Below are 19,132 nucleotides of genomic sequence, written 5' to 3' on the forward strand. Positions count from 1 at the left end.
CCGCCTTTCTTTTTGTTAAAATCATAACACATTCTCCATGTTTACTATAGAAATATATTTCGTTTTATAGTAATATATTTCTATAATTAAAAAAGGAATGATGATCTTTATGTATAATGAAACACACCTGGAAGAATTCATTCAACTGTTAAAACTTCCTGCCTATATCCTGAAATTACCTCTGGATGATCCAAAACAGGTAAATACAGACTGTCCATTAGAACTGGTAAGCCTCCTTAACCAGTTCTACCAGACCATGGATATTTCTGCCCTCCATGCCTCCCAGACTCCCTGCCATATCTGCTTTCCATTTAAGATTCATAATTTATTACTTCCACGTAAAGAAGATTATCTGCTAATCGGCCCTATCTTTACAGAAACATTATCAGAAACAGATTTTCGCCTTCTTCTGGCCGAATATGGTATAAAGCCCACAAAGGAGCTCCTGATTTATTTCCATTCTCTCACCCATATTGATGAGGAAACATTTAATAAACTGCTCAACTATCTTTCAGAGGAACTTGGAAAACCATTCACACCAATCACACCTGCCCGTATAAAGAAGTCACTGACCAGTTCGGAATCCTTTTTCCTGATTCATGAAGCTGACCAGACCGCCCATAACTATGCGTGCCAGTACATGGACTGTGTCCGGGATTTTTCTCTTCAGGATCCAAAGGCTCTGACTCTCTCTTCCAAAACATGGGAACAGACACTTCTTTTGACTTCTTCTCCATTGTTTTCCTATATGAGGGAACTGGTATTTACAGAATTTCTGCTGCTTTCCTCCGTTCTTCACGAACACCTGAAAGAGCATTCCATACCTTCCATCCTCTATCAACGCCAACAATGGGAACGATGCCGAACATCAAAAGAATTGGCAGAATTCCACCGCGCTTTAATCTCGTCCTTTTTTAACAAGATACATTTGCAGACAGAAACCGGATTTTCTGAAGGAATCGCCACCGCACGCCGTTACATCCGTCTAAATTTTACTTCCAGTCTCCGTCTAAGTGATATTGCCGCCGCATGTCATTTATCCAGAACTTATCTTTGCTCCCGTTTCCATAAAGAATGCGATCAGACTACCTCCGATTATATTCTGTCCTGCCGCATGGAACATGCAAAAAAACTTCTTCAGTACAGTTCTCTTCCGATTTGCGAAATAGCAGATCAATGCGGTTTTGGAGATGCTAGTTATTTTACAAAATGTTTTGTAAAACAAATCGGTATAGGACCTGAAAAATGGAAGGAAACACTTATAAAAAAGAAATAATTCACAAAATACCGTTTTATATTCTGTTTTCGTAAATTTATTTTCTTATATCGAATATATGGCTTGATATTTTGATTTTTTGTGATTATACTATAAGGGAAAGGAGGCTTCTAATCATGTTATGCCAGTTTACTTTTCAAAATTTTAAGTCCTATAAAAATGAAACTACGTTAGATTACCAGGCTGCCGTACTGCCTGAATTCAAAGATACACTGATCACTGAGGCTTCTGCTTCTGATCTTCTGCCGGTTAATGTCGTCTACGGTCCAAATGGCGGCGGAAAGTCAAACCTGCTGCAGGCCCTTGCCTGCGTCATCTCTACGGTGGTAAAACCGGTGAATGAATTAGGAAAAAACAGACAGGGCTTCATTCTTCAGCAGAAAATTGATGCAGTTCCCTTTCTGTTCGATGAAACCTCCAAAAATGAACCGACCGAGTTCCGGATGTTTTTCCGGATCGGAAAAAATGAATACTGCTACTACCTCGCTTTAAAAAATGATGAGGTTATATCGGAATCCCTTTACAGAAAAGCAGTCACCGGAAAAAAAACTGCCATGATTTTTGAACGTGAGGCTGACAGCATTTCCCTTGGCTATACAATCAATAAAAAAAGCCTGAACACCAGCATCAACCCCAAAATGCCGTATCTGTCCTTCCTGGCCATTAACTATGACATTCCGGTCATCAGCGAGGTTATAACCTGGTTTGAAAGCTGCATTATCCGCAGCTATGCAAATCCCGTAGTGGAGCATCAGATCCTGCTGGCCAAAGATGCGCCATATAAGGAGCAGTTCATCCGCGCTTTAAATGATATGGATATTGATATCACCGGGTACCGCTATGATGAAGATACAAAACAGCTCTTTATGCAGCGCACGTTATCTTCCCATGAATATGAATTGCCGTTCTCCCAGGAGTCCGATGGAACCAAAAAGCTTATTGCTGCCCTTCCGGTGATCTTGCTTGCCCTGAGAGAAGGACGCATGGTGATCATTGATGAACTGGATGCAAAGCTTCATCCGAAGCTTTTGCGCTATGTCATTTTCCTGTTCAAAAATAAAGAAATCAACAAATACGGGGCCCAGCTTTTATTCACATCCCATGACATGTATACCTTAAAAAATACCATATTCCGCCGTGATGAGATCTGGTTTGCCGCGGAGAATGCTTCCCATGAAAGCGAGATCTACTCGTTGCATGAAATCCGCGGGGAAGATAACGACCGAATCAAAAATACTGCGGCCTATGATAAGCAGTATCTGGAGGGACGCTATGGAGCTGATCCATACCTTTCCAACATGCTCGGAGGTGATTTTGCATGAGCTTAAAACCTCCAAAGAAAAGCGATCTTGACAAAGGTTGGATGAAGGCCCGCCGCGATAAGCCGAAAAAAATTCAGCCGGAATATCATCTGATCGTTACGGAAGGAACCGATACGGAGCCGGCCTATTTCGGTGCCATGAAGGATATCATCAACAGTGCCTATCCTGATCGCATCCAGCTCAGTATCCACGGAGCCGGTGATAATACCTTAAACCTGTTTCAAAAGGCCCGGCAGCTTGCCAGCACCTCTGCCAATGGGTATAAACACGTTTGGGTCATTTATGATACCGATGACTTCCCGGCTGATCACATCAACAAAACGGCCGAACTTTGTATACAGGAATCTACGGAGGAAACCACCTATCATGCCATATGGTCAAACCAGTGCATTGAATTATGGTTCCTTCTCCATTTCAGTTTCTTGCAGTCCGATCTGCACCAAAGTTCCTACTGGCCGAAACTGACGGAACTTTTATCTTTTCAGGGGTTTGGTTCCTATGAGAAAAACCGCACCGACATGTTCAAAATCCTGGCACCATACCTGGATACCGCTATTGTAAATGCAGAAAAGTTGGAAAAGATCAATGCCGGGAAGCTGCCTTCCGACTCTGCTCCCGGAACCATGGTCCATGTACTGGTTAAGAAACTAAGGCCCTATCTCAAAATGGATTAAAAAAATGAGTAGCAGGTGGTTTTCCCGTCTGCTACTCATCTTTTTTCATCAGGTGGTTGGTAATCCATATTTTTCATCTATAAAAATCCATAATAATTCCTGTGTATCTGCAGTGCTCTGATCATATGCTGTGATCTTAAGTTCAACCCAGCTGTCATCCAGTTTTTCATAAGTCATCGTCACCATGCCTTCAGATGCTAACTTCTCTTGTATATAATGATAATCCAGGATTGTTTCAAACCGGTCATAGTATTCCGGACGGACGAGCGCATGGTAGTATTCTCTCATAGAAGGGATAAACGATCCTTTATTACGGTCCAGCATATCCTGAAAATATGGCGGAACATAAATATAACGGCACTGATCCGTCTTCGGGTTTACCATATAAACACCCTTATATCGTGGAGCAATTACGTCCAGAAAATGATTAGCATCCCGTTTTTTCAGCAGAAGCTGCTCCAGTTTGTAATTTAAAGAGCGCATCTGCCGCAGGCCACCGTTGTTGCGGTAAAAATCCGCTTTATCATAGCGCATGGCATTTTCCGCATAATTGATGATCTCATTTAACGTCTTTGTGTCCGTGCTCTCCCCTATTCCAATGGATACTTCGTAATCCTGCTGCCGAATTGCCTGTCTCAAAGAAGAAACTTTTTCAAGCACCTCTTCCTGTCCATGGTCTGGGCACAAAACGACAAATTCATCGCCGCCAATGCGGTAAGCCAGACTTTTAGGAAAATATTCCCGGATGGCATCCGAAATCATGCACAACATCTTATCTCCAGCCTCATGGCCCAGATGGTTATTCACTTCATGAAGTCCTACCACATCCATGTAAACACAGGTCAGCCGTTCATACCCTGTAGCCTGAAACATACGGATATCCCGTTCATACTTTCCCCGATTATACAGGCCCGTCAACGCATCAATGTTATAATAATCCGGTGTTTTCTCATGGCTTTGAAGAAGTTCCAATTCCTTTTCATCAAAATATACCGTCTGATCATTGTCCGGATATTCTTCCCCATCTTGATTTTTCAAAGAAATTTCTATCTCCAGATCCTCACCTATGAGCGGATATTCCAGACTCTTTTTCTCCATATATTCCGACACTATCTGCAATGCACTTTTTACGTTGCAGCCTTTTTTACATATTATTTTCATTCCATTTCACCTTGTGAACTACTCGGTAACTAAGTTACCAGAGCATCTGAAATCTGGCGGGATACCGCCTTTTTTCAGGGTGCGTCCATGACACCACTACTGCTTGCCTTTCGGCTATACAGCTACTTTTATTATTTCTGGATTTTTTAGTCCGGTTACGGACAGTTCTTTCTGTTTTCCGGATACGGAAAGATATTTTCGCAGGATATTAAATGCTCCTACTGCATCCGCATTATATCTTACTCCATCCGTTATATACATGCCCCGCTCTTTTCGGTTTGATGCTTCTGCATATCTTTTTGATACTTCTGGTGATAACGGACTGCACTGGCTGGTATAGCTTTCTTCCTGTTTTATCAATGGTATTCCATACAGTTTTAGTTTATATTCCAACATGATATAAAGTTTATTATACGGCAGTCCGTGAAACTTCTGGTTTGCCTTGTGGCCTATCTCTTTTCCTTTACGGATATTTCGGATATCTCCTATGATTACACTGCTTATCCCTTCTTTTCTACAGTATTCTGCAAGCCATCTGGTCACCTTATGAAGGTAATCCTTTACTGCGTCCTGCTTTTTTCGGTAAATCCTCTTGATATGTTTCGATGATCGGGGATATTTTATGCCATTTCCCGACTGCTGTGCATACCATATTGATTGAACTCTGCTGATTTCTTTGTGAAAGTATCTTTCCAGTGAAAGATATTTCCTTCCCAGAATAAAAGTCCTTCCATTTCCGGAATCATAACAGGTCATCAGATTATGAATTCCAAGATCCACTGATAAATAATGGCCATTCAGGGAGATCGGTTCTGGTTCTTTGACCTCATAGACAACGATAAGGTCACATTTTCCATCTTCCGGTGGATAGATCCGCAGCTGCTTTATGTGATCCATGTTCCTGAAAATCTTATTTTCAAGATATAGAAATTTTTCATGAATCCCATAAGCTTCTTCCATATAGCTTTTCAGATCATTTGACAGAGACAGCCGCAATTGATCGGAGCCTTTCTCGTGCTGGATTCCCATCTGCATGTAAGTGATCGGTATATTGTCCTGTTTAAATCGCGGCGGATTTGGATCTTTGATCCCAACGGTCTTTTTAAGAACATAAAATGATTTCCAGGCTTTATCCAGCTGCTTGCAGGTCTCCTGCGCTGTCTGGGACGGAAGCTGTCTATACCACAGATCTCCTTTATGCGCTTTCTTCTGATAATACCAGTCAGGATACTTCTCCAGCTCCAATTCTTTATATCGACGGCGTTCATAGTTGCAGACATTCCAGAGTTTGGAAGCAGCATAACACATATGCCCTATAATATTAGAATATTCCGGCCGGATATTGACCGATGTTCTGTGTGACAGCAGCATTCCCCTTCCCCCTTCAGACAGCCATGCATATGAATATTTACAATTCACATTGAATTAATACGACTTGCTCTGATGTTCAATATAACGGCGGATATTTTCCTCAGATACAGATCCGATCGTTTCCACATAATAGGAATGGTTCCACAGTTCTCCCTTCCACAACTGGTTTCTTATTTCCGGAAAACGTTCGAATAATTTCCTGCCTGTGATCCCCTTCAGATACTTGATAATGGCTGTTATTGACAGTTTTGGTGGAGCTGATACAAAACAGTGAACATGATCACCTTCACCACATTCAAATAAATGAACGGTAAAGCCTTTATCGTCAGCTATCTGCTGCACGAGTTCCTGCAGGTATTTCTCAACTTCTGGGGTTAATATCTTCCGTCTGTATTTCACCGACCATACCATATGGTAGTTGATATTGCACACGCAAGTCCTATAATGTATAAGATTTTTTTTCATACATATAGTATAGCATATTGAATTGTAATACACAAGCATTATTCGAACGTATTTTCGTTTTTATTGTATGCCGGTTACGGCATTAATATCAAAGAATGAGGATTATTATATTATTTACTTTGTGCAGATATGCACACTCCTGAGCTTTCATCTCGGTAATTGAATTGCCGAGGATTCCCGCTTATTGTCCTAAATGGCACCGGCCACTTTCATATAGAAAGCATTATACCGCTTTTGAAAAATTTTCACAAGTTGCCTTATGATAAGCAAAACGGGTTTAGGATTAGACAGAACCGGTCTCCTGAGATATAATATCCTTAAGATTTCAAAAGGGGATTTTTATGAATTTAGATAAATATATGAGCCATGCCGTTGTATCACTTATTTCAGCCAAAGGTGGAGTTGGGACCTCCACACTAACCAAAGAGTTGGCCATTGCATTTAGTAAAAACGTTTCCGTCTGTCTGGTCGATATGGCCCTCTCCTGCCCTGCCCAGGAAACATTTTTCCGCATACTTCCAACACGAACAATGGAAGACCTGTTTCAGCACAATGCACGAGATCTATCCCCTCTGTCCTGGCAGGACCTGGACCCCTACCTTACGCCTGTCCCCGATCGGAATATCCATCTTTTATCCTCCAAACAGATGAAAAGAACATATCCTCTGCCCATTAATCGGATCATCCAGCTCATTTCTTCTTTGAAGACTTATTTTGACCTGGTTCTTATCGATACCGATATGGCATCCACGGATACTCCCGCAAAACTCATGGAATTGTCGGACCTAGCCCTGCTGATCACAGATGATACGGAGTGCTCAATTAAAAACAATCAGCGCTTCCGCCGGTTTCTGACCCAAAAGCAGATCAGTTATGATCATATGCATGTAATCGCAAATCAGATCAGGAAAGAACAGCGGATGTACTCGGATCAGGAAATAGAGGAACTTCTTCAGATTCCTGTTCTCGTAACGCTACCTTACTATGACCAGGTCTGGAAATATAACAATTCCTACCTGTCGTTATACGAAGATTCGGAAAATCTGCTCCATCCTTCCCTTTCATCACTGGTGAACCGGCTTTCCAAACTTCTGGAGAAATAAATGATGCTTTTAAATAATGATCACGGTCATCCTCTCCCGGATGTCCCAGTGTTTTACAGTGTTCTTTCCAAAAACAAACAGGAGCTGCGGGCAGCAGCCAGGGCGAACCGTATGATGAAACGCTTCCACCTGACAATCCCCTATATCGTCGCCTGTTTCATAGCTTACTATGGATTTTTTCGCTACTATCCGCAGTTAAAAACCAGTTTTTTAGGCATATGTATCCTTTGTTATGCCGCGGCGTATTTTATCCGCTGGTGTTTGGAGCCACAATATGCCCTGTTCCTTTTGCGGCGCCGGACATACTATCTCTCAGAGTCGGATGCGTATCTCTTTTTCACCCTGTATGGGCTGGAAGATGAGGACGGTAACCTGACTCAGGCCAGAGATTTGGCTGTTCTTTCCTGGATCCAGCGATGTAAAAAGCAAATCCCGGATGACAGCCCGGTTCTGCGTATTATCCAAAACAGAACTTTTAAAGATCCAGAGGAAGAAAAATATATTCCGATCAGTTTATATGAACTGATTCTCCGGCAGCTTGCCTTTCAAAATCCAGATATTTTAAATGGACTGAAATATTACAACCGACAATGTGATAAATAGGAAGAGGATCTCCAACGCCCTAGAAGCGTCCAGAGATCCCCTTTACCTTTAAAATTTATTCTTTATTTCCCGTGATAAAATAGTCACAATATTCGCCGCCGTTCGCCAGCGTCTGTTTTCGGTGCAATATGCCATGCTGGAGTGAAATCATCACCTCATCCAGTTCGCAAAACAGCGGCATTAACTCTGGAATGCCCATTCTTTCCATATAAATACAAATAGGGCAGCGGGTGATGCGGTAGTAGCATGCTCCCTCATACGGCTGCCCATCAAAGTCCACCTTGAAGGAAGTCGGGTACTGCTTCTCCTTTTCCGGCGTATACCACTTTGCGTATCTGACGATACTCTTTTTGTTCTCAGCTTTGCCCTTGTCCGTGTTCAGATCCGTTTTCGCAAAATACCATTTGATGTGGTACAGAGACTGCCGCATCATTTCCTGCACCGTCTCTGGTGGAATTTTCTTCCCGCTTGCCACATACGGCGCCACAAAGGCCAGGGCAAACAGCTCATTGTATGCCATAGGATTATCATCGCCGATGTCATCCGCCTGCTCTACCAGTTCCCGGTAGACCTGCTTGCTCTTTTTCATGACCTCCAAAACATACGCTTTGCCGTATTTCTTTGCAAGAACCTTTTTCATAGGGCCCTTAAACATCCAGAAATAGAAGCCATTATATTTCATTGCCCAGTCCTCCATGCGGTTTAGGAACATGTCAATCATATCCCCATAGCATCAAATCAACACAACAGTTTCTATATCTCACTACAGCCTACTTTTTCTCTTGCATAAATACCCTCGGAACATCCGCGCTTGTCACCCAGCCACATATTATATCTGCCGTTCAATTCTGGATATTTGGCGCATTCAAGCCTGTACGGCGCCACGCACTTAGCTTCATGATCTCCTGACGTTACTGTTCGCACGCTGTGCAAACAGCCATCTGCCTCCTATTTTAGGCAGTTTTGCCCAAATTGTCAAATCCATCCCTCGCTATATTTTGATAATTTTCTAACATTTTCTTAACGATTCCATGGAAATTCTCATCAACATCATGTATAATGAATAGGAAAGAAGGAGAAGCGTTTATGAATTTACAGCAGCTTTATTATTTTCGGAAACTGGCTGAAGTCCAGCATTACACGGAAGCAGCCAAAGCACTCTATATCACCCAGCCCAGCCTCAGCGATTCCATCGCGTCGCTGGAAAGCGAGCTTTCGGTTGCGTTATTCCAAAAAAAAGGCCGCAACGTCCAGCTCACCAAATATGGAGAAGAATTTTCCCAGTATGTCAATCAGTCTCTGGAAATTCTGGAACACGGCATCGCCCTCATGAAGGAAAAATCCGACTCCATGACCGGAACCATCGATATCGGATGTATTCCAACCCTGCTCGGAGACTTTCTTCCGGATGCTCTCGACTTATACCATGAGCATCACCCGCAGGTAAACTTTAACATTTTCCACGAAAAATCCATTCCTGTGGCGGAGGGGGTCTCCGCAGGAACCTACGACATTGGCTTCTGTTCCATGGTGGAGCACATGGACGATCTGTTCTTTGTTCCCATCACCTACCAGGAGCTTATCGTCATCGTGCGAAATGACCATCCGCTGGCGCAGTATGACTCCATCGAGCTGCCTGCCTTAAAAGACTACGCACTCTGCACCTACCGCGACACCATCCCGATCGGCAAAACCGTCCGCGCGATCCTAAAAGAGAAAGGACTTGAGGCTGCCCACTCCTACGACGACGAGATTTCCATTGCCGGGCGCATCAACCGTTCTTCCAAAGCCGCCATTGTCGCGGACACACCGTTCATAAAACAGTTCGACAACCTCAAAAAAATACATTTAACAGACGTCCCGAAGGACACCCGCATGATCTACATGGTCTACAGCAAAAAGAATTTTATCACGGCAGCCGTGGAAGCATTCGCAAACTGTATGGTGGCGCACTGCCTTGACCTGCCGCCGGAATTTTAAATATCGGGATTTTATACAGAATTGTACAGAATATGCGTAAGGGGATTTACGGCTTCTTTTTATGGGAACGACATAAAAGAAGCCGTATCTTCTATAGGTAAAAAACCGGAAGGATGTCTTATCACACCTTCCGGTTTTAGTATAAAACAGTTTTAATCCGTATTCAAATCAATTATTTTCATGTTATAATAGATTTTATCTATCGTATATCATCACACCGTTTAAGAAAGGCAGAATACCTATGAATCTGACTCACCTGCGTTATTTCGCAGAACTGGCACATACGCACCACTATACACGCGCTGCGCAGAACCTGTGTATTACCCAGCCAAGCCTCAGCCATGCGATCTTTAAAATGGAAGAAGAACTCGGTGTTCCATTGTTTGAAAAAAGTGGAAAAAACACCGTCCTGACTGTATTTGGGGAACAGTTTCTGCGCAGTGTTGAAAGTTCCTTAAAAACACTGGATAATGGCATCGATTTTCTTCAGCGCACTGCCCGCGGCGAAGGGCTGATCCGCCTCGGCCTTGTGCGCCCCCTGGGTGTGGATTTCATTCCCTCCCTGGCGCGCCGTTTCCTCGACCTGCATCCGGACCACGATATTCATTTTTCCTTCCAGACCGATGTGACCCAGAATCTGGTAAATGACTTAAATGCCCATCATTACGACCTGATCTTCTGCTCACATCCGCAAAAAGAAAACGGACTGACATTCAAAACCGTACACCGTGAGAACCTGGTGCTGATCGTACCCCAAAATCACGAACTGGCAGGATTTGACTCCGTAAACCTGGAGCAAACCCTGCCATATCCGTATGTTTATTTTGCCGAATCATCCGGCATCCGCTATGAAGTTGATAAAATGTTCCAGGTACTGGGAAAACGCCCCCGTATCGCGTATGAGATCGTGGAGGACCAGGTTACGGCCGGCCTCGTTGCCCACGGTTTTGGCATTGCCATCGTCCCCGAAATGGAACTGCTCTCCAGCCTGAATGTCAAAGTCATCGAAATTTTACACCCGGTCGTAAAGCGCAACATCTATATGGTAAGCAGTGACCAGTTTTATATGCCGCCGGTTGTCCGGAATTTCCATGACTTTGTACTGGAAGCTGTATCGCAAAACCTTTAAATTTTAAAAGATGATTCCGACCGTTGCCATGATCGTAATAATGAATCCTGCGATCACACATGGAATCGTGGAACCCAGCACGATGTGCTTATAGCTTTCTGCCAGGGTACACTCACAAACAGAAGTCTCCATAACGACCGGAGATGCATTCGGAAGTTTGTTCAGGGTAATACCAGCTTCTACTACGATTCTGTGAAGCGCGTTGATGTTTGCGCCCGCTGCAAGGAACTGTTTTCCAAAACTCTCCAAAAACAGGGTTTCCGCTGTGATCGCGGAACCAGTCATAGCACCGCAGATCATGGTTCCCAGCCAGGTCTTTAAGTAAATCGGAAGTGTGATATTTAATACAAACTCCTGTACCGCATGGAAAGCCGGAGCCTGAGTCAGGACTTTGGAAAGGCCAATGACTGCGGCTACTGTCAGCATTGTACTTAAGCCGGACATTGCGCCCCCTTTCAGAGAGCCTTTCAGGTTTTTGATCTTTTTAAACTGCGTCACAATAATTACAAGAACACCGATCAGAAGCGCGCAGCTCAAGCTGGTGGAAGTTCCCATACTTGAAGTTGCCACTACCGCTACCAGAACCAGGATAAACGGCAGCAGAGACATAAAGAGGCCCGGAAGCTCATCATCTCCCATGACGCTCTTCTCTGTTTTGTACATTGCCATCAGTTCTGCTTCTGACAGTTTTCCCATGCTCTTCTTCTGCGCATAGTTAAAATACATCACATACCAGGTGCAGGTGATCACTGAGAAAATCACAGCCAGAACCGGCGCTACACCCAGTGAAGTTCCAAGGAAATTACTCGGGATCACATTACAGATATCCATGGAAAACGCAAATCCATTCGCATTCGCACCTCCCGCGATCATCAAAAACGGAAGCAGCCGGCGGTCCATCTTATTTTCACGAAGCAGGCTGTCTGCGATCGGATAAAGAACAAATACCATAATATAGCCGTTAATACCCAGCAGTGTGATAAAGAATGTACAGATCATAATGATCAGCCCCACCCTTTTGGCTCCAAGTGCAGCAGATAAAGATTTTGCGACCTTGGTAGCCAGCCCTGTCTGATTGACCAGTTCACCAAAAATGCCACCCAGCGCAAGGATCAAAAACCAGGAACTGCAGAACGAGCCAGCTCCTTCCGAAAACGTTTTCAGTAAACCTTCCCAAAAATCAAGTCCGCTTGTTACCAGAATGATCGCGGCTGTTACTACCGATGCCGTGATCATATCAACACCTTTCACGATCATAACGATCAGCAGCGCGATTGCTATGATTAATCCAATAGCAGATAACATATCGATTCCCCCTTCGTGATGATTTCATTATTTTTCTTTTGTCATGTGCGCATAATCTGCATCCGGCCACTTCCGGATCACATTGATGATGGTCGGTATGATCAGGGTAAACAATGTGATGATCGATGCAAATGTCAACCCTTTGGATACCAGCGCAGTCAGTCCCATCTGGGACACTGCCCATGTGATCACAATATAGACCAGCGTTAATACCGCGCCCCGCTTATTTCTCTTTGCCGCGGAAACTTCCGGGTCTTCCTGTTTTCTTTTCTGATACCAGTTTAAAATGCGGTCATTGAATCCCTGCGCGTAATTGATCGCTGTTGAAATGGTTGCAAAGAATATGGCCACCGTGATCAGCGTAAGAAGGATGGTCTTTACCGCCCCGCTTCCGACGCCATTTTGTACAACAAGAATAGTATATACCGCACGTCCATTCGACCATCCTTCATAAACAGCCGAATAATTTGCAGCCAGATTGATCACATTCATTTCCAGAAATGCCCAGTTTGCAATCACAGACAGCACAACAGCCCATCTGAGTGTTTTTTTATTGGTAAAAAGCTGCGCATGATTAACATAGGCTCCAAAACCTGCCAGATTCTGTCCTGAAAAAATATACGCCCAGCAAAAAGCGACCAGAAGATACTTTAAAAAGCTTCCTGCACCTGCGGCAACATCGCTGTGGATCTGCCGGGACATGCTGCCAAGTTCCGCAGATAACCGGCCAGACACTACATTATAAAGGATATTAGGTACATGAACTGAGATCAGCGCAATGAAAATAACGGCACTCATAAACACCGCGTTCTTCCGGACCAGGTCTGTGCCTTTCATACACAGAACAAACATCAGGACACCAATGATAAGCGTAGAATACAGATATGGAATTCCCGTCAGTTCTTTTAATGCTGAACCAGAGGTGGAGTACGCAAGCGCCATACATACGATCAGAAGCCAGTTAAAATTAAACTCATAAATGTACTGCATCGGTCTGGCAAAAATCCCGCCGCAGAAACGCGAACCATACTGCCTCAGAAAATTGCTGTAATCAAACGTGCGGAAATCCATAGCGAATTTCATAAAGAAATAAATAATAAAACAGTTGATCGCCGCTACAATAAACGGCATAAACAGACAAAAATACGGCTGCACAACAACCGGCAGCATCCCATAAAACCCCGTATTTCTAAAAAAATAAGTCCATGGCGTAGATCCGGACGCGAATCCGCCGCCACACTGCGAACTAAATGCTATCGACACAAAAACAAGAACGGTTTTCCAGTCTACTTTGCATTCCGCATTTGTTGTTTTTCCCATAGAATATCCCCCATTATCTGTATATCCCCATATACAGATTTCGTTATTAATTTAACACATTATTGTCAAAAATTACAGTATCTCACATCTTATTTGCTCCACTCTGCCACTGGGCATTCATCTTATCCAGGGGTACCGCAACGAGTCCGGTCTGTCTATCATAAACATAAATGATAAATCCTCTCTTACACCGAAATACACATTCCAGGCAGGGATCTTCATCACAGTAACAAAAAGCATCGGTATCCGCCAGGGCAAATACCATTGGCGAATGTTTTCCTTCCATTACATATTTTAAATATCCCCCCGTAAATGTTTTCAGATAAATCCACTCTGGATGACGTCCATACGGCTTCATCTTCCACGATACGCGGACAGCATTATCATTATAGCCGCCTGTGATCTGATAAGTAATATCCATCACATCCCGCACGGAATCCGCTTCTCCGGGAACCAGTCTTTCCGCTTTTTTTCCACAACACAGAATCTCTTTCTCCTCCAGGTTCGTTCCTCCTGTCACCGGATAAAGAGCCCCGCATTCTGGACAGCGGTAAAACACAACATCCGGACACTGTTTTTCCAGTGGTTTTCTCGTATCCCTGCATCTGCGCGGTCCAAATTTCTGTTCAATCATAGCGGTCATCCCTTCAAACGCTTTTCCAGCTCTTCCTTCAGCAGATATTTTTTCACCTTTCCGCTTCCTGTATGGGGAATGCGGTCGATAAGTTCCAGACGCTCCGGCCAGAAACGCTTCGGAACTTTTTTGGAGTGCAAATAGTCCAGCACATCCTCCAGCTTCAGGTCTTCATGTCCCGGAAGCGGAACCGCAAACGCGCAGATTCGTTCTCCGAGACGGTCATCCGGCATTCCGATAATGGTATGATCCCCCATTCCGGGGCATCCCTCCAGGGCATCATTGATCTCATTGGTATTTAAGTTCTCGCCACCCCGGACGATCATGTCTTTTTTGCGCCCGATAATGTGGATATTTCCATGCTCATCCATGATACAAAGGTCACCACTGTGGAACCAGCCATCGTTGTCCAGAGCTCCATCCGTGATCTCCCGTGCTTTTAAATACCCGACAAACACGCTGGGGCCTCTTGACAGCTCTTCTCCCGGAACGCCCACGCCTACGTCGTTTCCATCTTCGTCCACCACCCGGATCTCCACACCTTCCATTGCCCTTCCGGATGTCGTTCCATTCAGCGCAAGCGCCTCATCCGGACGGACAAATGCGTGCGGCACGCTCTCCGTGGATCCATAAACCTCGCAGAGAAGTATTCCATACTGTTTTGCCCTCTGCACCAGATATCCCGGCACCGGCGCTCCGCCGCACAGATAGAACTTCAAAGTCGGAACTGCTCCTCCATTGGTTTCCAGCTCTCTTAAAATATCATAGATAAACGGGGTCGCTCCCATAGAGTAGGTGACTTTTTCCCGGTTCATAAGCTCGATTGCCGATCTGCATTGGTATTTCTGCTGCAGTACCACTTTAGCGCCATGAAGCATCGGCGCGATGATCGCATGATGGAAACCGGTCGCGTGATGGAGCGGCGCCGGCATGAACATGATGTCTTCCTCGGTAAGGCCAAGTTCCCGGTTGAATGTATCTTCACTGTAACGCACATTATCGTGCGTCAGCAGAACCCCCTTCGTACCTCCGGTCGTACCGGAGGTACAGAGGATCACAGCGATATCCTGTCCGTTTTTTGTGTGCACACACCGTTCCTTCGGAAGCGGCTCGCAGGAAGCGAGGATTTCCCGAAGCAGTGGAACGTTGCTCTTCCGTTCTCTGACACTGTCGATCAGCACAACATCTTTTAACAGCGGCACCTGGTCCCGCACTGCAAGGATCCGCTCTTCATAATCGGTTTTGTAGAAGAATGTCGGTCCGAAATAGCAGCGGGACTCCGTTACATTTAAGCTCCTCGCCAGTTCCTTCTCCTCATAGGACATGGCAATCGGATGCGCCACCGCTCCGATCTTGTAACAGGCGATCGTCAGCATGGCAAACTCACTCCAGATCGGAAGCTGGTAGGAAACCACCTCGCCCGGGCGGATCCCAAGCCATAACAGGTATGATGCCACCCGTCCTGCTGCCTCATCCATCTCCCGGTATGTGTAGCGGTAACCGCGGTCATCCACCACATATTCCCGGTCCGGATACTTCTCTACCGTCCGGTCCCAGCAGTCTAAGAGCGTCTCATCCTTCCAGTATCCTTTTTCCCTGTACTGTTTTCTTAGCTCCGGGCTGATCTTCCTCTCTTCAAACATAACGTGCCTCCTTACATCCGGCAGCATGCCGTGATTCCGCCGAACGTCCGCCCTGTGCGCGGGAGGCTGCTGCAAAAGGTACTATATTCATTCTTACAGCCCGTTTGCGGCAGCCTCATGTTTTTGTCCTATGGTATTTATGCCTGCTGCTTTGCTTTTAATTCTTTTACCAGAGCCGGAACGATTTCAAAAACATCGCCCACGATTCCGTAATCCGCAACCTCAAAGATCGGCGCGGTCTCATCTTTGTTGATCGCTACGATGGTGCCGGATCCGCTCATGCCCGCTACGTGCTGCACTGCACCGGAAATGGCGCATGCAAAGTAGATTTTCGGGGTTACGGTGGAGCCGGTCTGTCCAACCTGCTTGGTCTGCGGCATCCAGCCTGCGTCAACCGCTGCTCTGGAGCATCCTACGGTTCCTCCAAGCACATCTGCCAGCTCTTTTAAGATACCGAAGTTCTCAGCACTCTTCATACCGCGGCCGCCGGATACAATGACATCTGCCTCATCGAGACGCATATCGTTGTCCTCACATGCCTTGATGAAATCCAGCACTTTGGTGCGGATCTCGCTCTCCGGGGTATGAATATCCTCTTTGATGATCTCCGGCTGATTGTTCTCGTTGCGCTCCGGCTTCTTGAACGCGCCCGGACGGCAGGTACCCATCTGCGGTCTGGTCTCGCTGCAGAGAATCTGCGCGTATAAGTTTCCGCCGAATGCCGGACGCTCCCAGACTACATTGCCGGTGTCCTCATCGACACTCAGTGCGGTACAGTCGGCAGTCAGGCCGGTACGGAGGCTGACTGCGATCTTGGATCCCAGGTCTCTTCCGTTTACGGTTGCGCCTACTAAAATGGTGTTCGGATCATATTTCTCGCAGAGCTTTAAGAATACGTTTCCGTAAGCATCTGCGGAATAGTTCTCATACTCGTCGCCCTGGATCACATAGATCTTGTCGGCGCCGTACGCTGCGGATTCCTTCACGGCTGCGTCTACATCCTTGCCGATAACAATGGCGCAGAGTTTCTGTTTCAGTCCGTCCGCCAGCTTTCTTCCCTGTCCTAACAGCTCCAGGCCGACACTCTTCGGCTGACCCTGGAAGCTCTCGATAAATACCCATACGTCCTTGCATGTATCAAAACTCATCTTGACGACCTCCTCTGTTTATTAAAGTACTTTTGCCTCAACCAGCTTTCCGATCAGGTTGTCCGCGATCTCCACCGGGCTTACGCCTTCGATGTTCACACAGTTTGCGGTTCTCTTCGGAGTGAATGTTGCTTTTACCTTGGTCGGGGATCCCTTCAGGCCCATCTTGGTGGTGTCTGCGTCCGGCAGGTCTGCCAGGGTGATCTGACCGATCTCGGTGTTGAAGGATCTCATAACGCCCTTTACGGTTGCGTAACGCGGTTTGTTGCTCTCTTTGGTTGCGGTGCAAAGTACCGGGAACTTCGTCTCGATAACTTCCACGCCCTCTTCTACCTGGCGCTCTGCAATGACCTTATCGCCCTCAACCTTTAAGCTCAGAACGTAAGTCAGACGGGTTGCGCCCAGATGCTCTGCGATACTCGGTGCGGTCTGGCCGGTATCTCCGTCGATTGCCTGCTTGCCGCCCAGGATGACATCGTAAGCGCCCAGTTTCTTGATTGCCTGGGATAAGATGTAGCTGGTAGCGTAGGTATCGGATCCGCCGAATGCGCGGTCCGTTACCAGATAAGCCTCATCAGCACCCATAGCCAGTGCCTCTCTCAAAACAGCTTTTGCCTGCGGCGGTCCCATGGAAATAACCGTTACTTTGCCGCCATACTGGTCTTTTAAGGAAAGTCCGGTCTCCAGAGCGTTCTTGTCGAACGGATTCATGATGCTCGGCACGCCGGTACGGATCAGTGTATTTTTAACCGGATCGATCTTGATCTCTGTGGTATCCGGAACCTGTTTGATACAAACAACGATATTCATCTTCAATCCTCCTGTCAATTTTTCCTATTTGTATTCTTTATTTAATACGTTGGCGATGGTCAGTCTCTGCACCTGGTTTGCGCCCTCAAAGATCTGGAATACTTTGACATCGCGCATCAGCTTCTCAACCGGGTACTCTTTGCTGTAGCCGTATCCGCCGAAGATCTGGACTGCGTTGGAGGTAACTTCCTGCGCACAGTCGGAAACGAAGGTCTTACAGATGGAACCCTCTTTCTGAACCATGATGCCTGCATCCATCATCTTCATGGTATTGTTGACCAGGCATCTGGATGCCTCGATCTTGATCGCCATGTCAGCTAACATCTGCTGTACCATCTGGAATTTGATGATCGGGGTATTGAACTGTTTTCTCTCTTTTGCGTACTTCACGGACTCATCGAGTGCGCGCTGCATGATGCCGACTGCCAGGGTTGCCACGAATGCGCGTGATAAGTTCAGGGCGTTCATAGCCAGCTTAAATCCGCTGCCTTCCGGTCCTACCATTGCGGATGCCTTTACGCGGACATTCTCAAAGATCAGGTCGGTGGTGTTGGAGAGGCGCAGGCCCATCTTGTTCTCGTGAGCGCCTACGGTTACGCCAGGAGCGTCCGCATCAATGATGAAAGCGGAAATTCCTTTGTGTCCTGCTGCCGGGTTGGTCTTGAAGAAACCTACGAAAACGCTTGCTACAGCACCGTTGGTGATAAAGGTCTTGGTTCCGTTTAAGATGTACTCGTCGCCATCTTTGACTGCGGTCGCACGCATTGCTGCCGGATCGGAACCGGCGTTCGGCTCAGTCAGGGCGAAACCAGCAAATGTGCCCGGCGCTACTTTATCTGCGAAATACTGGCCCTGCTCCTTGGTGCCTGCCAGGATTACGTTTCTTAATGCTACGAAAGAAGTGACAAAGGTGATGGCATAACCGGCATCGACCTTAGCCAGTTCCTCGAAGATCATTGCGGTGGTCTCATAGCTTAAACCAGCTCCGCCGTACTCGGCCGGAACCTCCAGCATATGAAGTCCCATGTCAAATCCCCATTTATAAAGTTCTTTCGGACACTCGCCTTTTTCATCCGCATCTTTCACATAAGGCTTGATCTCGTTCTCTGCCATCTCTTTTACAAGAGCAATCAGCGCTTTCTGTTCCTCGGTGTACATTAAGCTCATATCTGTGTCACCTTCCCCTTT

General features: G+C 45.9%; 18 protein-coding genes. 7 read left to right on the forward strand and 11 right to left on the reverse strand.

Annotation, left to right across the window (positions count from 1 at the left end):
- The first annotated feature begins 109 nt into the window (after nucleotides 1-109).
- The 3 genes from DW922_RS06130 (at nucleotide 110) to DW922_RS06140 (ending at nucleotide 3,272) form a co-directional block, all read left to right on the forward strand.
- A complete protein-coding gene (locus DW922_RS06130) occupies nucleotides 110-1,276 on the forward strand; it encodes a helix-turn-helix domain-containing protein (protein ID WP_182431707.1) in 1,167 nt (388 codons plus the stop codon).
- Between the two features lie 116 nt (nucleotides 1,277-1,392).
- The gene (locus DW922_RS06135; RefSeq protein ID WP_118542910.1) at nucleotides 1,393-2,598 is read left to right on the forward strand and encodes an ATP-binding protein; all 1,206 of its coding nucleotides are present in this window, start codon (nucleotides 1,393-1,395) and stop codon (nucleotides 2,596-2,598) included.
- Entirely contained in the window at nucleotides 2,595-3,272 is a 678-nt protein-coding gene (locus DW922_RS06140; protein WP_118542909.1) for an RloB family protein, read from the forward strand. Before DW922_RS06135 ends, DW922_RS06140 begins: the two co-directional genes overlap by 4 nt.
- 48 nt (nucleotides 3,273-3,320) lie before the next feature.
- On the opposite strand, the gene DW922_RS06145 is transcribed toward DW922_RS06140, so the two are convergent.
- The 3 genes from DW922_RS06145 to tnpA form a co-directional block, all read right to left on the reverse strand.
- Nucleotides 3,321-4,433, reverse strand: coding sequence for a GGDEF domain-containing protein (locus tag DW922_RS06145; protein ID WP_118542908.1), 1,113 nt, complete (start codon nucleotides 4,431-4,433; stop codon nucleotides 3,321-3,323).
- Between the two features lie 114 nt (nucleotides 4,434-4,547).
- Entirely contained in the window at nucleotides 4,548-5,804 is a 1,257-nt protein-coding gene (locus DW922_RS06150) for a transposase (protein WP_243107315.1), read from the reverse strand.
- A 54-nt stretch (nucleotides 5,805-5,858) separates the two neighbouring features.
- Nucleotides 5,859-6,275 carry an IS200/IS605 family transposase gene (gene tnpA, locus DW922_RS06155; protein ID WP_118542937.1) on the reverse strand — a complete coding sequence of 139 codons (417 nt, stop codon included), beginning with the start codon at nucleotides 6,273-6,275 and terminating at the stop codon, nucleotides 5,859-5,861.
- Nucleotides 6,276-6,610: 335 nt separating this feature from the next.
- Between tnpA and DW922_RS06160 the strand changes: the two genes are divergently transcribed.
- Together DW922_RS06160 and DW922_RS06165 are read left to right on the forward strand one after the other, a co-directional pair.
- Nucleotides 6,611-7,372, forward strand: coding sequence for a P-loop NTPase (locus tag DW922_RS06160; protein ID WP_118542907.1), 762 nt, complete (start codon nucleotides 6,611-6,613; stop codon nucleotides 7,370-7,372).
- On the forward strand, nucleotides 7,373-7,975 hold the full coding sequence (locus DW922_RS06165; RefSeq protein WP_118542906.1) for a hypothetical protein: 603 nt from the start codon (nucleotides 7,373-7,375) through the stop codon (nucleotides 7,973-7,975).
- A 55-nt stretch (nucleotides 7,976-8,030) separates the two neighbouring features.
- On the opposite strand, the gene DW922_RS06170 is transcribed toward DW922_RS06165, so the two are convergent.
- The gene (locus tag DW922_RS06170; RefSeq protein ID WP_118542905.1) at nucleotides 8,031-8,657 is read right to left on the reverse strand and encodes an L-2-amino-thiazoline-4-carboxylic acid hydrolase; all 627 of its coding nucleotides are present in this window, start codon (nucleotides 8,655-8,657) and stop codon (nucleotides 8,031-8,033) included.
- A gap of 404 nt (nucleotides 8,658-9,061) precedes the next feature.
- Here DW922_RS06170 and DW922_RS06175 point away from each other — a divergent pair, with 404 nt between their 5' ends.
- Both DW922_RS06175 and DW922_RS06180 read left to right on the forward strand, forming a co-directional pair.
- Nucleotides 9,062-9,955, forward strand: a complete 894-nt coding sequence (locus tag DW922_RS06175; protein ID WP_118726124.1) for a LysR family transcriptional regulator — start codon at nucleotides 9,062-9,064, stop codon at nucleotides 9,953-9,955.
- A gap of 241 nt (nucleotides 9,956-10,196) precedes the next feature.
- The gene (locus DW922_RS06180; RefSeq protein ID WP_118542903.1) at nucleotides 10,197-11,084 is read left to right on the forward strand and encodes a LysR family transcriptional regulator; all 888 of its coding nucleotides are present in this window, start codon (nucleotides 10,197-10,199) and stop codon (nucleotides 11,082-11,084) included.
- A 3-nt stretch (nucleotides 11,085-11,087) separates the two neighbouring features.
- On the opposite strand, the gene DW922_RS06185 is transcribed toward DW922_RS06180, so the two are convergent.
- From DW922_RS06185 to DW922_RS06215, 7 genes are all read right to left on the reverse strand, one after another.
- Nucleotides 11,088-12,389: a GntP family permease gene (locus DW922_RS06185; RefSeq protein WP_118542902.1), complete on the reverse strand. Its 1,302-nt coding sequence runs from the start codon at nucleotides 12,387-12,389 to the stop codon at nucleotides 11,088-11,090.
- A gap of 27 nt (nucleotides 12,390-12,416) precedes the next feature.
- Nucleotides 12,417-13,709 carry a hypothetical protein gene (locus tag DW922_RS17965; RefSeq protein WP_243032084.1) on the reverse strand — a complete coding sequence of 431 codons (1,293 nt, stop codon included), beginning with the start codon at nucleotides 13,707-13,709 and terminating at the stop codon, nucleotides 12,417-12,419.
- An 82-nt stretch (nucleotides 13,710-13,791) separates the two neighbouring features.
- Complete coding sequence (locus DW922_RS06195) at nucleotides 13,792-14,343, reverse strand: hypothetical protein (protein ID WP_118542935.1); 552 nt, start codon at nucleotides 14,341-14,343, stop codon at nucleotides 13,792-13,794.
- Between the two features lie 5 nt (nucleotides 14,344-14,348).
- A complete protein-coding gene (gene fadK, locus DW922_RS06200) occupies nucleotides 14,349-15,986 on the reverse strand; it encodes a medium-chain fatty-acid--CoA ligase (protein WP_118542901.1) in 1,638 nt (545 codons plus the stop codon).
- 137 nt (nucleotides 15,987-16,123) lie between these two features.
- Nucleotides 16,124-17,134 (reverse strand): electron transfer flavoprotein subunit alpha/FixB family protein, encoded by a 1,011-nt coding sequence (locus DW922_RS06205; protein ID WP_118542900.1) that lies wholly within the window; start codon nucleotides 17,132-17,134, stop codon nucleotides 16,124-16,126.
- 21 nt (nucleotides 17,135-17,155) lie between these two features.
- Nucleotides 17,156-17,944 (reverse strand): electron transfer flavoprotein subunit beta/FixA family protein, encoded by a 789-nt coding sequence (locus DW922_RS06210; RefSeq protein WP_118542899.1) that lies wholly within the window; start codon nucleotides 17,942-17,944, stop codon nucleotides 17,156-17,158.
- A 24-nt stretch (nucleotides 17,945-17,968) separates the two neighbouring features.
- A complete protein-coding gene (locus DW922_RS06215; protein ID WP_118542898.1) occupies nucleotides 17,969-19,111 on the reverse strand; it encodes an acyl-CoA dehydrogenase family protein in 1,143 nt (380 codons plus the stop codon).
- Between the last annotated feature and the right edge of the window lie 21 nt (nucleotides 19,112-19,132).

It is taken from the genome of Clostridium sp. AM42-4 (genome assembly GCF_003480105.1).
Classification (GTDB): domain Bacteria; phylum Bacillota; class Clostridia; order Lachnospirales; family Lachnospiraceae; genus Brotaphodocola.